The sequence below is a fragment of the Siphonobacter sp. BAB-5385 genome, assembly GCF_002261125.1.
GTDB lineage: Bacteria > Bacteroidota > Bacteroidia > Cytophagales > Spirosomataceae > Siphonobacter.
In genome coordinates this window covers 98,223-112,658 of sequence record NZ_NMPS01000046.1, presented here as the reverse complement: position 1 = coordinate 112,658, position 14,436 = coordinate 98,223, and the positions used below count along the sequence as shown (strand labels likewise).

General features: G+C 49.9%; 11 protein-coding genes. 2 read left to right on the top strand and 9 right to left on the bottom strand.

What is annotated here, in order from left to right:
* Positions 1-311 precede the first annotated feature (311 nt).
* The 4 genes from BWI93_RS04455 to ligA all read right to left on the bottom strand — a co-directional run bounded on the left by BWI93_RS04455 (position 312) and on the right by ligA (position 4,083).
* Positions 312-728 (bottom strand): heavy metal-binding domain-containing protein, encoded by a 417-nt coding sequence (locus tag BWI93_RS04455; protein ID WP_094808941.1) that lies wholly within the window; start codon positions 726-728, stop codon positions 312-314.
* Positions 709-1,011, bottom strand: coding sequence for a Dabb family protein (locus BWI93_RS04450; RefSeq protein ID WP_094808940.1), 303 nt, complete (start codon positions 1,009-1,011; stop codon positions 709-711). Before BWI93_RS04450 ends, BWI93_RS04455 begins: the two co-directional genes overlap by 20 nt.
* A 95-nt stretch (positions 1,012-1,106) precedes the next feature.
* The gene (dapA, locus tag BWI93_RS04445) at positions 1,107-1,988 is read right to left on the bottom strand and encodes a 4-hydroxy-tetrahydrodipicolinate synthase (RefSeq protein ID WP_094808939.1); all 882 of its coding nucleotides are present in this window, start codon (positions 1,986-1,988) and stop codon (positions 1,107-1,109) included.
* Positions 1,989-2,037: 49 nt separating this feature from the next.
* Positions 2,038-4,083, bottom strand: coding sequence for an NAD-dependent DNA ligase LigA (gene ligA / locus BWI93_RS04440; RefSeq protein ID WP_094808938.1), 2,046 nt, complete (start codon positions 4,081-4,083; stop codon positions 2,038-2,040).
* Positions 4,084-4,217: 134 nt separating this feature from the next.
* On the opposite strand from ligA, the gene rpe reads away from it, so the two are divergent.
* Entirely contained in the window at positions 4,218-4,847 is a 630-nt protein-coding gene (gene rpe / locus BWI93_RS04435) for a ribulose-phosphate 3-epimerase (protein WP_094808937.1), read from the top strand.
* Between the two features lie 215 nt (positions 4,848-5,062).
* Here rpe and BWI93_RS04430 read toward each other — a convergent pair whose 3' ends face one another.
* Both BWI93_RS04430 and BWI93_RS27650 read right to left on the bottom strand, forming a co-directional pair.
* Complete coding sequence (locus tag BWI93_RS04430; RefSeq protein ID WP_094808936.1) at positions 5,063-7,486, bottom strand: TonB-dependent receptor; 2,424 nt, start codon at positions 7,484-7,486, stop codon at positions 5,063-5,065.
* 209 nt (positions 7,487-7,695) lie between these two features.
* Positions 7,696-7,869 carry a hypothetical protein gene (locus BWI93_RS27650; RefSeq protein WP_176454131.1) on the bottom strand — a complete coding sequence of 58 codons (174 nt, stop codon included), beginning with the start codon at positions 7,867-7,869 and terminating at the stop codon, positions 7,696-7,698.
* Positions 7,870-8,220: 351 nt separating this feature from the next.
* Here BWI93_RS27650 and BWI93_RS04420 point away from each other — a divergent pair, with 351 nt between their 5' ends.
* Positions 8,221-9,639 carry an MDR family MFS transporter gene (locus BWI93_RS04420; protein ID WP_094808934.1) on the top strand — a complete coding sequence of 473 codons (1,419 nt, stop codon included), beginning with the start codon at positions 8,221-8,223 and terminating at the stop codon, positions 9,637-9,639.
* A gap of 55 nt (positions 9,640-9,694) precedes the next feature.
* Here BWI93_RS04420 and cls read toward each other — a convergent pair whose 3' ends face one another.
* The 3 genes from cls to BWI93_RS04405 form a co-directional block, all read right to left on the bottom strand.
* Positions 9,695-11,158, bottom strand: coding sequence for a cardiolipin synthase (gene cls, locus BWI93_RS04415; protein ID WP_094808933.1), 1,464 nt, complete (start codon positions 11,156-11,158; stop codon positions 9,695-9,697).
* A gap of 2 nt (positions 11,159-11,160) precedes the next feature.
* Positions 11,161-12,177, bottom strand: coding sequence for a metal-dependent hydrolase (locus BWI93_RS04410; RefSeq protein WP_141217354.1), 1,017 nt, complete (start codon positions 12,175-12,177; stop codon positions 11,161-11,163).
* Positions 12,178-12,637: 460 nt separating this feature from the next.
* Positions 12,638-14,431 carry a M14 family metallopeptidase gene (locus BWI93_RS04405; protein ID WP_094808931.1) on the bottom strand — a complete coding sequence of 598 codons (1,794 nt, stop codon included), beginning with the start codon at positions 14,429-14,431 and terminating at the stop codon, positions 12,638-12,640.
* Positions 14,432-14,436 lie beyond the last annotated feature (5 nt).

Here is a 14,436-nt window from a genome sequence, read left to right as displayed (position 1 = left end):
GTCCGTAGCAAATGCTACGGACAACCCGCCCCGCTAACGGCATCGAACTTTAAAATAAACTTGGAATGGAAAGTGGCAGTTGGAAACTGCTAAATGGTGGGTACAGGCTTAGAAACCTGCACCAGTTGCCTCCCTCTTTTTCAACTACTTCCCAACCCCGGAGGGGTTTAACAATATATAGCCCCGTATGCAATACGGGGAAGAAGCCACCAAAATCCGTCCGTTTTCCCCTAACAAACCATTGAGGTTTCAGTTTTGACGGTCGCATTTGCAATCCATCAAACCTGAAACCTCAAACTCATTCAAACCTTCTAATTTCCTCGATACAATACCGCCGTTCCTTCCATAATGTAACCGTTGGAAGTCGTCGAGGTATAGTACTGATACTTCACGTCAATGACGGCATTGGCACCCATATCTTCGGCTTTTTTCACGAGCATCTGAGTCAGCCGGTCTTTTTGCCGGGCGTCATTACCGCGTTGCGTCATAGGGCCTTTAGTCGTCCGCTGAGCATCCGTTAAAGGCATTTCTTCGTGGATACTTACCTGATCAATTACCTGAAAAGGGCGATCCGGTTTTTCCTGGTTTTCCCAGTATACATCCAGGTCATACTTCCGGTCACGTGAAATGGGTACCGAAGGCATAAAACACGACGTTACCGTCCAGGCCAGTATCCCAAAGCCCAGCACGCGTAGGCCGAGGGTTCGATTAAATCGTTTCTGAATCATAGATCACTACCCGATCCCAGTATTGCTTGCAGTCTTCCACGAATTTCAGGTGAATCGGGTCTACCTGATACACATCGTGGCCCGCCATATCTTTAAAAACGGTCAGGAGGCAGTAATCGTATGAGCGATCAATGACGGGACGATCCGTAGAAGCCGGTTTGCCGACATTAAACAGCTCCAGGCCTTCGACCTGACCCAGGGAAGATACGCCCTGTTCAAATTTTAAACGATCTTCTGCAGAAATATCCGCTTTCAGGAAAAAATTAACGACGTGTACGAACATTAGAGTTTTCAGTTGTCGGTTTTAAGTTTACAGTTTCTGGCTTGCAGTTCCTACCGGGAATTCCCCACTGAAAACTGCAAACCGAAAACTGCCAACTAAACTAGTTTATCCTTTTGAATCACCGAACGTTGGCGTTCTTTTAATTCTTCGGAGGTTTTCATTAAGGGTAAGCGTACATCGGAAGAAATCAGTCCCAGGGATTCGAGAATCCCTTTCACGCCGACCGGATTTCCTTCTTCGTACAGCAATGGATCAATGTCCAGGAACGAACCGAGTGTTTTACGGGCCGTAACAAAATCGCCGTTGAGAGCCGCGTGAACCATTCCAGTGAATTTATTCGGGAAAGCATTGGCAATCACCGACATTACACCTACGCCACCGATGCTGATAATGGGTACGGCCTGTACGTCATCGCCCGAGATGAGCAGAAAGTCTTCGGGCATATCGCGGAAGATTTCCATGCATTGCTCGATGATGCAGGACGCTTCTTTCACCCCGATGATATTCGGGTGCTGAGCCAGCTCGATCACCGTTGCACTCGTCATGTTGATGCCCGTACGACCGGGAATGTTGTACATGATTACGGGAACGGGAGAAGCATCGGCCACCGCCGTGTAGTGAGCAATGACGCCCCGTTTACCGGGCTTATTGTAGTACGGACAAACCGACAGAATGGCATCGACGCCCGTCAGGTCCGTTTTAGCAATTTCTTCAACAACCTTGGAAGTGACGTTACCACCGATTCCGTAGACGATGGGAAGTTTGCCCGCATTTTTTTCCTTGACAAACTGAAGTACCTCCGCTTTTTCGGCTTGGGTCATCGTGGCTGACTCGCCGGTAGTTCCCTGGATCACCAGGTAATCAACACCCCCATCGGTGACGTGTTGCAGCATACGTTCCAGACCCGTCCAGTCGATGGAGCCGTCTTCGTGAAAGGGAGTAACTAGGGCGACTCCAACGCCGTGAAATTTTTTCATACTGGATGGTAATGGGGTCAGGTCTGCCTATGTATCCGTCCCCGATCAACTAAACTATTAATTTCAAAAATTCTTCTTCGCTAATCATCGTTACGTTGAGCTTCTTGGCTTTTTCGACCTTGGAAGCTCCGGGTTTTTCCCCCACGATGAGGTAATTTAATTTACCCGATACCCCACTGAGCAATTTACCGCTGTGGGCTTCGATGAGGTGTTCGAGGGCTTCCCGCTCGAAATTCTCGAACGTTCCAGTGTACAGAAACGTCTTTCCGGCCAGTTTATCGCTCAATTGTTCAACAATGGCTTCCTGACCTACGCTCATCTGTAACCCCGCTGCTTTCAGCCGTTCTACAAAAATACGGTTATCTTCTTCCTGGAAAAATTCTACAACACTTTGAGCGATACGTCCGCCAATTTCGGGGACGTTTACCAGTTCTTCGGCACTGGCTTTCTCGATTGCCTCAATGGTTTTGAAATACCGGGCCAGCTTCTGAGCCACCGTTTCGCCCACATAGCGGATGCCCAGGGCAAATAAGACGCGTTCGAAGGGTACGGTTTTGGAAACGTCGATGGCATTCAGAATAGCCTGCGTCGTTTTTTCCCGGAAACCAATTTTCTTGCTTTTGCCCGTATCAGGATCGGTGATCGTTTTTTCCAGCCCGAAGAGTTGCTCGTAGGTCAACGCATAAAAATCGGCGGCGGTTCGTACCAGTCCTTTTTCGTATAACAATTCTATTTTTCCTTCGCCCAAGCTATCCATATTCATGGCTTTCCGCTGGATAAAATGCTCCAGACGGGCCCGAATCTGCGGGGGGCAGCCTTTTTCATTCGGGCACAAACGGGCTACTTCGCCCTCCCGCTGAATCAGCGTCGAGCCACAGGCCGGACAGGTGGTCGGGTAGTGAATGACCTCCGAAATCAGGGGCCGTTTCTCCAGGTTGACACCCGTAATCTTGGGAATAATTTCTCCCCCTTTTTCTACGTACACGTGATCGCCTAAACGCAGTCCCAATCGTTCAATTTCGTTGGCATTGTGCAAACTGGCCCGCTTTACGATGGTACCAGCCAGCAGTACGGGCGAGAGATTGGCCACGGGCGTAACGGCTCCGGTACGCCCCACCTGATAGCTGATCGACCGCAGAGTGGTTTCAACCGACTGAGCTTTAAACTTGTAAGCAATGGCCCAACGCGGCGACTTGGACGTGTACCCTAATTCCCGCTGTTGAGCGAAGGAATTCACTTTGATGACAATCCCATCGGTATTGAGCGGCAGATCAAAACGCTTGGTTTCCCATTCGTTGATGTAGTCCAGTACTTCCTGAATCGAGGAGCATTTTCGCCAGGTTTGCGACACGTTGAATCCCCAGCGTTGCAGGGCCAGTAAGCTCTCTTCGTGCGTACTGAAAATTTCCGTATCGGCCAGAAAGGTATACAGGTAACAATCCAGTCGACGACGGGCCACTTCCGCAGAATCCTGTAATTTGAAGGTTCCAGCAGCGGCGTTTCGGGGATTCATCAGCGGTTCTTCGCCAATGTCTACGCGTTCCTGATTGAGCTTATTGAACGAAAGCAGCGGCATGAAGCCTTCGCCACGTACTTCAAAAATCGGCGGCAAATCTTCGGCTTCGATGTGGTGCGGCAGGGTTCGCAGGGTTCGTACGTTGTTGGTAATGTCATCCCCCCGCGTCCCATCACCCCGAGTTACGCCCGTGGTCAGCAGCCCGTTTTCGTAGCGGATGGACAGCGAAATCCCATCGAATTTCTGTTCGCAGATGAATTCAAGTTCTTCTTCAGGAATGATTTTACGAATGCGTTCTTCCCAGTCCAGAATTTCCTGTTCGTTGTACGTATTCGACAGCGACAGCATCGGGTACCGGTGAAACACGGTTGCAAATTCTTTGGAAACAGTACCCCCGACGTTCTGCGTGGGCGAGCCTTTGTGCTTGAACTGCGGGTACTCTAATTCGAGCTGGGTCAACTCCCGCAGAAGGGCGTCGAACTCAAAATCAGATACTTCAGAAACGGCGTCCTGATAATATCGGTTATTTAAATACTGAAGACGTTCGGTGAGTTCGTCAATTCGTTGCTGAGGAGTCATGCGTACGGTTACTAAGGGACCGTTTTCAGTGCGACGCGTGACGGTTTTATCTACCCTAAACGCAGTCTTTACCCACTGGAAACTGATTTTATACAAAGGTCTAAAACTTTCGCATACAAATTTACCTTTGCAGAATGAAAACGCCTTTAATCGCTCCTTCGATACTTGCCTCTGATTTTGCGAACCTGCAACGTGAAATCGAAATGCTCAACCGCTCCGAAGCCGACTGGATTCACGTGGACGTCATGGATGGGGTCTTTGTCCCCAATATTTCCTTTGGTTTTCCCGTGGTCGAAGCCGTCAAACGTTACGCCCAGAAACCCCTCGACGTTCACCTGATGATTACGCAACCCGAGCGTTACATTGAAACGTTTCAGAAAGCCGGAGCTGACCGGATTACGGTTCACTACGAAGCCTGTACGCACCTGCACCGTACCATTCAGCAGATTAAAGATGCGGGTTGTCAGGCGGGCGTGGCTCTTAATCCGCATACGCCCGTTTTCCTGCTGGAGGATATTCTGGAAGAGCTGGACCTGGTGCTGATTATGTCCGTGAATCCGGGTTTTGGTGGACAGAAATTTATCCAACGGACGTACGAAAAAATCAACCGTTTGTCGGAATTACGCTATACGCTTAACCCTCAATTACTTATTGAAGTGGATGGCGGGGTGAACGCCGGAAATGCCCGGAAGCTGGTGGAGCACGGAGCCAATGTGCTCGTTGCCGGAAACTTTGTTTTTCCGCGGAAAGCCCGGAAACAGTGATTGCTGATTTGAAGAAGGACGCTGCGTTGTAAAGACACTAGTACCCGAGGTTTTACCCTGGGCTATTGAAGTTGCTGCTTCCGGTATTCCTTCCCACTAAACGGGGAGAAACCCTGGGCTACGGCGTGGATCGTACCTATGCCTTAATAGATTTTTCTGTAAAACGCAAAGAAGGACGGGCCGAAGCTCGTCCTTCTTTGCGTTTCTGATTGTTTCTAAATCTTCACTTCAAACGGAATAATCAACTTAAAGCTCAAATTCCGGCCCATGTTAAAGACACCGGCCCGGCCCGTTCGTGGATTTACTTCCAGATACTTCAGGCGGCTCTGGTGTGACTGATACGCTACATCGAAAACGTTATTAGCCGAGAAGTAGAAGGATGCCAGCGTTCGTTTGTTCTTCGTTACAATGTCCGTGCCCAGTCCGATATTCACGAGCTGATACCCTGGCGTTGCGGTTTCCGTACCATAAGCGGCCAGAAAGCGATTCTGCTTCTGCGTTACTTCCAGATCGACGGTCAGGTACAGGTTCCGCAGAAAATCCCGGTACCGATCCTTTGTCAGTTTTACCTGCGAAATCCAGCGGGGAGCGGGCATGAACGGCAGGTACTTGGCTTCCGCTTCGCGGGCCGAGAGATTGTCCCCAAATACCGCTGAATAACTCTGCGTGATACTAAACCAGCGGGCCGCCTGCGGATTGAACGTTACCGTACCTTCCATACCCCGGAGTCGGGCGTTGCCCTGAGCGTAACGGTAAATGGGCACGTTGCCGTTGTACAGCGTGTCCTGTCCATTGGGTTTCTGTACCCGTTCGGAGTACGTGTAGTTTTGAATCGAGTTCTGGAAGACACTCAGATCCACGTACCAGTTTTTGTCTTCGTAGGTCAACCCTAAATCGCCCTGATAGGCTACTTCCGGTACGGCATCGAGCTTACCGATTTCATAGCGGAAAGTCCCGGCGTGAATGCCGTTCGACGAAAGCTCGGGTACAGTAGGTGCCCGGAAACCCCGCGAACCATTCACCCGTACGGCTAATTTTTCGGTCAGGTTATACACGCCGCCTAAGCTGGCCGATACGTTCTGGTAGTTTTTGTCAAAGCCCGCAAAACGCTCACTGCCCGCACCCTGCGGCGTTACCTGGAAATTACCGTCTGGGTCAATGTACAGTTTGCCGATGTCGAGTAAGCGAATGTCATATCGCACCCCACCGGAAAGTTTCAGCCGATCGTAGCTCTTCTTGGCGAACAGGAATACGCCGTTGTCGAAGAGGTTGTAGTTCGGATACAGTACCTGAAAACCCTGATTGTCCAGTCGCTGGAACATCCCGTTGGTACCGACGTTCACCTCCCAGTTATTCTTGGCCGCGAAGTTGTACCGCACGTCGTAGTAATTGGTATAGAGGTACAAGTCCAGTTGGGACTCCCAGGGTCGGGTGACATCTCCGTACTCGCTCCGGCGGTTGCGGGCCATACTCACGACGGCGGTAGCCGATGAGCCATTGGCAAAATTGACCAGGTTATTCCAGGAAACTTTTTCGTTGATGAGCTTCTGCGAGTTGTACGGAATGAAATCGCGACTGTTGAGTTCGCTATCCGTAACCGGGCGGTCTACTTCCTCGCCGCTGGCATTAATACTCGCGGTAGTGAAGCGGCCCATAGCATCACGGGTACCGTTGATGATGTTGTACTTCTGGAACGTCCGCAGGAAGTGAATACGGGAATAGCCCCACTTCTTATTCAAACCAAAATAGCCGTTGAAATTGATCGGCTCGGTAAAGTTGGAGGCGAATACGCGACCATCGTACGCATTGCGGTAATTCTTGGTGGACTTGGTCGAAGCCTGAGCCAGCCAGACAAATCCGTTTTTGTTCCCCGCGATCTGAGCCGAGATTCCGTACAGGTTATTGTTCGTCTGATAATTACTCAGGATACGACCCACCATTTTGCCTTCCTCAATCGGACGCGGCGACAATACGGACATTACACCTCCTAGCCCATCGGAACCGTACATCAGCGAACCAGCTCCCCGAATGATTTCGTAGCGATCAATCGAATACTCGTCAATCTGGATGCTGTGTTCTTCCCCCCACTGGTTATCCTCCTGCCGAACGCCGTCGTGCATGGTGATCACCCGGTTGAAGCCCAGTCCCCGAATGATGGGTTTACTCAGCCCCGCTCCGGTCGATACCTGCGACATGCCGGGTAGTTTAGCCACGGCATCGATCAGGTTGGTCGAAGACTGCTGCAATAACCGCAACTGCGTAATAGCCGCAATCGGAATGGGACTTTCCTTGATTACTGTTTTCGTGGAGGATCCCGAAACAATCACTTCTTCGAGCGACTGAGCGGCGTTTTCCATCACAAAATCCTTGGTCGTTGCTCCATCCACAGCCACTTTTTCGATCACCGTCCGGTGCGAAACGTAACTGACCTGCACCGTAAAGGTACCCTTGGGCAGATTGGAAATTTTGTAGGTACCGTTTACGTCGGAAGTAGCTCCCACGCGTAATTCCGGAATGTATACCGTTGCACCCACGACGGTTTCGTTGTCTTCCCGGTGAATCACTTTACCGGAAAGGGTATTCTGAGCAAACAGGCTTCCTGAAAGCAGAAAGCAGAAGAAGAAGAAAATATTTTTCATCGAGTGTTTTTGCGGGAAAAATGGACCATACAGGCATACGCATAACCCCAAGGCACGGGGACTACACGTGACGCTACCTGCTAGGATACAAAAAGAAAGAAAGGAGAAATCTTCGGACTACATTGACGTGCAAAGACATACGATCTCCTGCGGAGCCGGTACACCTCTACATTAGGCCTGAGTAGCCAATCATTCCGAAAATGAGTACGCTAGGCCGCGGGTGGACCTCGGAGGGAGTAATAGAGGAATTCACCAATCGGCGTAATTCCCTGGTAGAAAAGCGTAAAAACCGGACTTAATGCAATTTCCCAAGTCTGAAAATCAATCGATTCAACACTCGGCAGATCCAGTACGGGATTGGACACCGCATCCAGTAACAGCAACTCCAGCGAGGTATGGGAATTGGGCTGAATGGGCCTTTTGTCTTCGAGCGGAACGGGTGAGCGTGGGAAATAATCCGTCCATCGGCCAGTCGGTGCCCGTGCCGGAATACTACGCCATTGACGAGCATTACCGTAAACAGGCCGAGAAAAAATCTCGCGACTGTCAGCCGGTACAGGCTTCGCCAGGAAGATTGCGTAGTTACGTTCACAGGGAAGGTTTCAAATCAGGGACGATGTGTTACAAAAATAGAAAAGCTTTTGATATTTGGTTTGTAGTTGAAGCTTTATAGTTGATCGTGGAAGGATTTTTTCGGATTTAACTTCAACTACCGGATGAATGTATAGCGATTTATGAAGAATACTATTTCCCTGATTATCCCTTTGATGCTGGGTACGCTAATGGCAGGCATTGACAGTAGTATTGTGAATGTCTCCTTACCCACCATGAGTCGGGAGTTTGGGGTAAACGTCGATGAGATTGAATGGGTCATTACCATTTACATGCTGGGTTTTTGCATGTTCATGCCTCTGACCAACTGGCTACGGCTACGCATTGGTTTTTACAAATTGTATCTGGGAAGTTTACTGTTATTCATTTTAGGTTCGCTGGGTTGTGCCCTTTCCGATACCCTGCCCGAGCTGATTACGGCCCGAGCCTTTCAGGCCTTCGGCGGGGGTTCGCTCTCCCCTACCGCCATGGCGATTTTGACAACCGTCTTTCCGGCTAACGAACGCGGTAAAGTCATGGGCTGGTGGTCGCTGGGAGGCATTACGGGTCCAGCGATCGGGCCTACGCTGGGTGGTTTGCTAACGGAATATTTCGGCTGGACTTCCATCTTTTATATTAACCTGCCCATCGGCATCCTGGCTATTGCACTCGCCATGCGGTCACTGAAGTTTCTGGACCGTAGTCGGGATACCAGTATTCATTTCGACCTGGGTGGCTTTGCCCTCTTTACACTATTTATTCTGCTGTTTCAGTTTGCCATTGCCCAGTTTTCCAGCCAGGGCTTCGGGTCTTTGCAGGTATGGTTGCCTCTGGTTCTTTCCTTAGTAGCCTTGGGTGTATTTATCAAACGCAGCTATCATCGGCCCGGAGCCTTATTTGATCTTAGCATTTTTGAGCGACCGACGTACGTGTACTGCGTGCTGATTACGGTACTTCGTTCCATCGCTTTATTCGGCGGCTTATTTCTGTTACCGTTCTTACTCCAGGGTTATCTGAAATTTTCTGAACTGGAATCCGGACTGATGATTCTGCCCAACTCCATCATGATGGCGATTTTCACGCCACTCGCAGGAAATCTGTCGGATAAGTACGGTCCCAAACGTTTTGTCATGGCGGGGCTGGGACTGGTAGCTCTTTCCATGTTCCTGTTCTCGCAAATCAATGAGCCCATGGTGTGGTATGTACTCCTTTCCATGATGATTCGGGGGATTGGACTAGGCCTCTTGATTACGCCGCTGACTGCTACCGCCATGAATGCCGTACTCCCCAATCAGGTGACGCCCGCCTCTTCGGTCTATACGCTCATTCAGCAATTAAGCGGTTCCATTGGCATCGCTTTTAGTGGGATGATCCAGCAATTTATCTATCAGTATTACATCAGTCGGAATACGTCGGAAATGTTATCTGAACACTACTCCATTCAGTATGTCTTCATGATTTCTGGGTCGCTGGTGGCTCTCGGTATTTTTATCGCTACCAAATTGCCCCGGTATAAAGCCAAACTGCCGCAGAACAATGAGCAACTGTCGGTGAATCCCTAAGCTTTCTAATCAGTTTGAATTAAATTATTGACTATCAACCGATTCATCCTTTTCCTTACAACAAAGGTGAAATCATCCGGGCTACTTTTTCCAGCATTTTCTTCCAGGCTGGTCGCTGTAGCCACAGACCGGGATCGATCCGTTCAGCGTCCTGTATGTCTTCATAAAAGATGGTACGCAGGTGTTCGGACACCTGAGCGTCGTAGAGGAAGGCGTTCACTTCGAAATTGAGTTCGAAACTTCGAAAATCCATATTGGCCGTTCCGATCGAAGACAGTAAGCCATCGGCCACGAGGGTCTTGGCGTGAACGAAGCCCTTCTGGTACCGGTAAATTTCCACGCCTACCCGCAGCAAATCCCCGTAATACGACTGAGCGGCCGTATTGACCAGCCAGGAATCTGAAATGCCCGGTACGAGTAATTTGATTTTTACACCACTCAAAGCCGCCACAATCAGGGCATCCAGCAGACTGTCTCCCGGTATGAAATAAGGCGTCGTAATCAGGATTTCGTTTCGGGCCAGATTAATCGCCTGTAACAGCGAAAAGAGAATACTGGGCTGAACGGAATCGGGACCGCTGGAAGCAATCTGTACCAGAGCGTTCGTCTGTGACGCTTCGGGTTCACAGAAAAACTCGGGTTCGGGCATGAGCGACTGTCCGGCACAAAAATTCCAGTCGCAAAGAAAAATATACTGTAAATAGTACGTTCCCGGACCGTCGATTCGCAGATGCGTATCCCGCCAGTACAGCTTATTCGGATTGGGATTTCGATACCGATCCGAGATATTAATTCCCCCGGTAAAAGCCGTACTCCCGTCAATCACAATAATTTTCCGGTGATTGCGGTAATTCAGTCGGTTGGCTAGTGCGATGAATATAATACGGTAAAAGGGATACGCCTCCACGCCCGCCGCCCGCAGTTCCGGTACCAATGTGCGGCGAATGGACCGACTGCCAAAATCATCGTAGATAAAGCGGACCTGTACACCCTGGCGGGCTTTTTCGATCAGCACGTCCTTGATCGCATTCCCAATGGTATCATCCTCAAAAATGTAGTATTCGATGTGAATGTGATGCCTGGCCGCTTGCAAGGCCTTCAGAATTTCAGGAAATGTTTCTTCACCGTTGCGAAGGACTTTGATGTCATTATTAGCCGTTAACGGACTAATATTATCATTGAGTAGCAAATACGCCAGTTCACGGTATTGCTGCACGGCTTGATGATCCGTTTCGAGGTTGTTACGGGTGACCCGGGTTATCTGAGCGTAGAGCTTCTTGAGGAGTTGATCATCGTCGAAAAGTTTTTTACTGTACAGACTACGGGTTCGATAATTCAGTCCTACCGAGAAGTACAGAATCATGCCGACAACGGGCAGAAAAACCGTTAAGAGCAGATAGGCCAGCGTTTTCGTGCTGGTTCGGGTGTCATAAATGATGCGTACGCACGTGGCAGCAACGATCAGACCGTAAATTAATTCGCCAATGAGCAGCCAGTCAATTTCTTCCAGTAAGGTCATACTCAATACTTCTCAAGGCTACCCGTTTCGCCCTTGATGCGGCGGAACATTTGCTGCACGCTTGGCCAGGTCCAGCCCGTAAAGCGGCCCCGCTGCATCACCAGCCGATTGTCGTAACCGGGTGTCAGGTAAAAATGAAAGGCGAATTCGGCGTCCGGGTTTTCCCAGCCCCGGATCTGTCCAAACCGCAGGACGTTGAATTGCAGGACCGATTCGTTACGGCTCACGGTATAAAATCCCCGTGAAAAATATTTCAAATTCCGGACTTGTGCATTCTCATTACTCAGTAATTCTTCTCCCTGCGGTACGTAATGAAAATCCGTTTGCCCCCGATCCCATACGGAACGGTACCCCAGCTGATAGCCCGCCCCACTTTTTGCCACGGCATACCAGAGTAGCCCGTTGAAGGGTGTAGGCGTGGTAAAATAATCACTGTACGGCAAATGCTGGGACGCCAGAGAGGCTTCGATTTCCTCGTTGATGCGTCGCTTGTGCTCAATCGTCCACAGGGTGTACAAACCGCAGGGAATCAGTCCCACCAGCACCCATACCTGACGATTGTGAGCCTCCGGCCGTAATCGCCAGAGGGCTACACTCGCCACTACCAGTGAAAGCGTAAACAGGGGATCAATTACGTATAAAAGATTGAAGGTCAGTCGTTGCGAACTAAAGGGTTCGAGAATACCCGTCCCGTAGGAATTACATAAATCCAGCAGATCATGCAGCAGTAGTTGAAGTACCCCAAATCCGTACAGGCGAAGGAAAGAGACTTGCGGATAAAACCTTCGAATCAGCCCCGCCAGCAAAGCTGGTACCAGAAACGCAACAACCAGCGAGTGGGTGATTCCCCGGTGTACCAGCAGGTTTTCAGCGGGTGATAACCAGAGACTCGTGACCGAATCGATGTCGGGCAGGTTTTGAGCAATTGCTCCCCAAAGCAGAGCCTTCTTGCCTATTTTTTTGGTTAGTATCGCTTCGCCCACACAAGCTCCGATGGTGATATGGGTCAGTGTATCCATGGGAAAGGGATCGTTCAATTCGCTCGTATAAAGAGGCGTGGGAAGGAAATTGTTTCGGGAGTTGGGTTTAAGGGAGTTTAAGGTTTAATACGTTTGAAGTTTGAAAGTTTAAACCTCACACATCTTCCCTCTTCAAACCAATCAGACCTTAAACTGATTTCCAGACCAGCGTTCCATGGGTATAACCCATGGCTAATGATATTGGACCCGTATGCAATGCGGGGTAAATTTTAAACCATCCAACCCGATCATACATCAACCTACATCCCGAGAAACCAACAGAAAAAAGACGCTATCCCCGGAGGAACAGCGTCTTTTTAAAGGATCAGGTTTGAGTAAGGTTTGATGCGTTTAAAGGTTGAGCACAGAAAGGTTCACCCTGCACGAATCGGGAATTTAAACCTCAAACCCTCTTAATTACTGAAACTTCAAACCCTTTCAAACGTCAAACCCATCCCGACTACTTCTTTGCAAAACTGCCCGTAGCCGTCGTCAGACCACCTTTCTGGCTGTTGACTTCGATATTCCAGTTGGCCGGGTTTCCTTTCACAATCCAGCGAAGGCGAACGTAGCCCATTCCCGGAATATTGGCAACTTCCAGCGTTTGCGGGTTAAGTTTCTGCTCTTTGTAGCTTTCAAAAGCCGGGGTAGAGCCGTATCCGTACCCGCTTCCATCGGGATTCGTCATTTGCAGACCACTTACTACCTGAGCCTCTTTGAGGGTAATGTAATCGGGCAGGTTGATTTTATTTTTCACATCAAACGACGAGTGCGTAGGAATAATGCGGCTGTTGATAATCGTGGCCGTAATTTCCGTGAGTCCGTTGCCCAGTTCTTTCTTTGCTACTTCCTTCACCTCGATTTTAGGCATCTGGTTCGCGTGGAAAATCGTGAAGGCCGCGTTACGGTGACCGTCCGTTTCGAGGATAAAGCCGGGGTGATTCCGAATGTAATTTTTCTTGAATCCACCGATTTCAATATCGCCGTACTGCGGGTGTTTGAAGGGTTTCCAGTCCACAAAGGCATCACCGTGTAGCAGCAGCCGATCAAAATCGTACGGCTCCGTATTGGGAGCGTTCCGAAGTTCGTTGGCTTCGCCTTTTTTGTTGAAATACAGATAGGACGTCCACAATTCATTCGAGAACATGAAAATCCCGCGACCCAGAGCAAACCAGTCGATTTCTCCCCCGTACACCGTATACAGAATTTTGTGAATGGCTCCGTACTGGTAGGTTGGGATCATTTTCTCGCCCGTTTTGCCCAAATAATCGTAGACCTGTACGTCAGCCGGATCGTAATGTACATCGTCTTCGGCCGCTCCGGGACCGCGTAAAAACATCCCGCTATAGTTGTGGTAACTCTGAGCCCCGGCAATGTTGGGGTGCTTCATCACCCATTCCATAATCACTCGCGGCTCGGGCAGACTAAACGGGTATTTATAAGCCCCGCCCTGAATGTAATCGGGCTGCCAGTTCCAGGCCCAGTCGCGGTTCGGATCGTAGCTACCGGGACGGTCTTCATTGACGAGGCCATCGCCATCGTTATCGAGGCCTTCGATACCGAGCATTTCGTACTCACCGGCTTCGTCAGGTTTTGCCGGGATGAGCATCCGGGGATCTTCGGGATTTACTTTCAAACGACCATAGGGAGATTTCCGACGCATCATCGTAATCTCACCGTCGCCGTCGAGATCATCGAAATTATCCTCGTCGACCAGTCCATCGCCGTCATCGTCAATCGGCGTCATACCCGAGCGGGGCGTGTTGGCCGTATTGGGCTTGTAGATGAAATCCTCGCGGGCGTCGGGGTTAATCGTCGGAGCGAAATAAAAGGTCTTATCCCGCAGCAATTCCTTGATAAACTGATTGTTGGCGTGGTTTTCGGTCAGGTACCAGGCCGCGTACAGAGCCATTTCAGAGCCCTGTAATTCATTCGAGTGAATGTTGGCATCCGTCCAGAAAGCGGGCTTCTGCGTATCACTCTTACCGGACTTCAGGTCCGTTATCGTCAATACATACAGGTCACGACCCTGCTGCGATTTGCCGATGGTTTCGAGTTTCGCCAGATTCGGATACGCTTTCACCATGCGTTGCATGATGTCAACGAGACCTTTGTAGTCGTAGTACCGGTTCCAGGAAACCTGTACTTTCGGATTCGGCGGCGTACCAATGGCCCGAATGCCGATGGGATCTTTCTGCTGAGCCAGCACCGATACGCCCGACAGCAGCAGCGAAAGGGTTAAAATTTTCTTCATGGAAA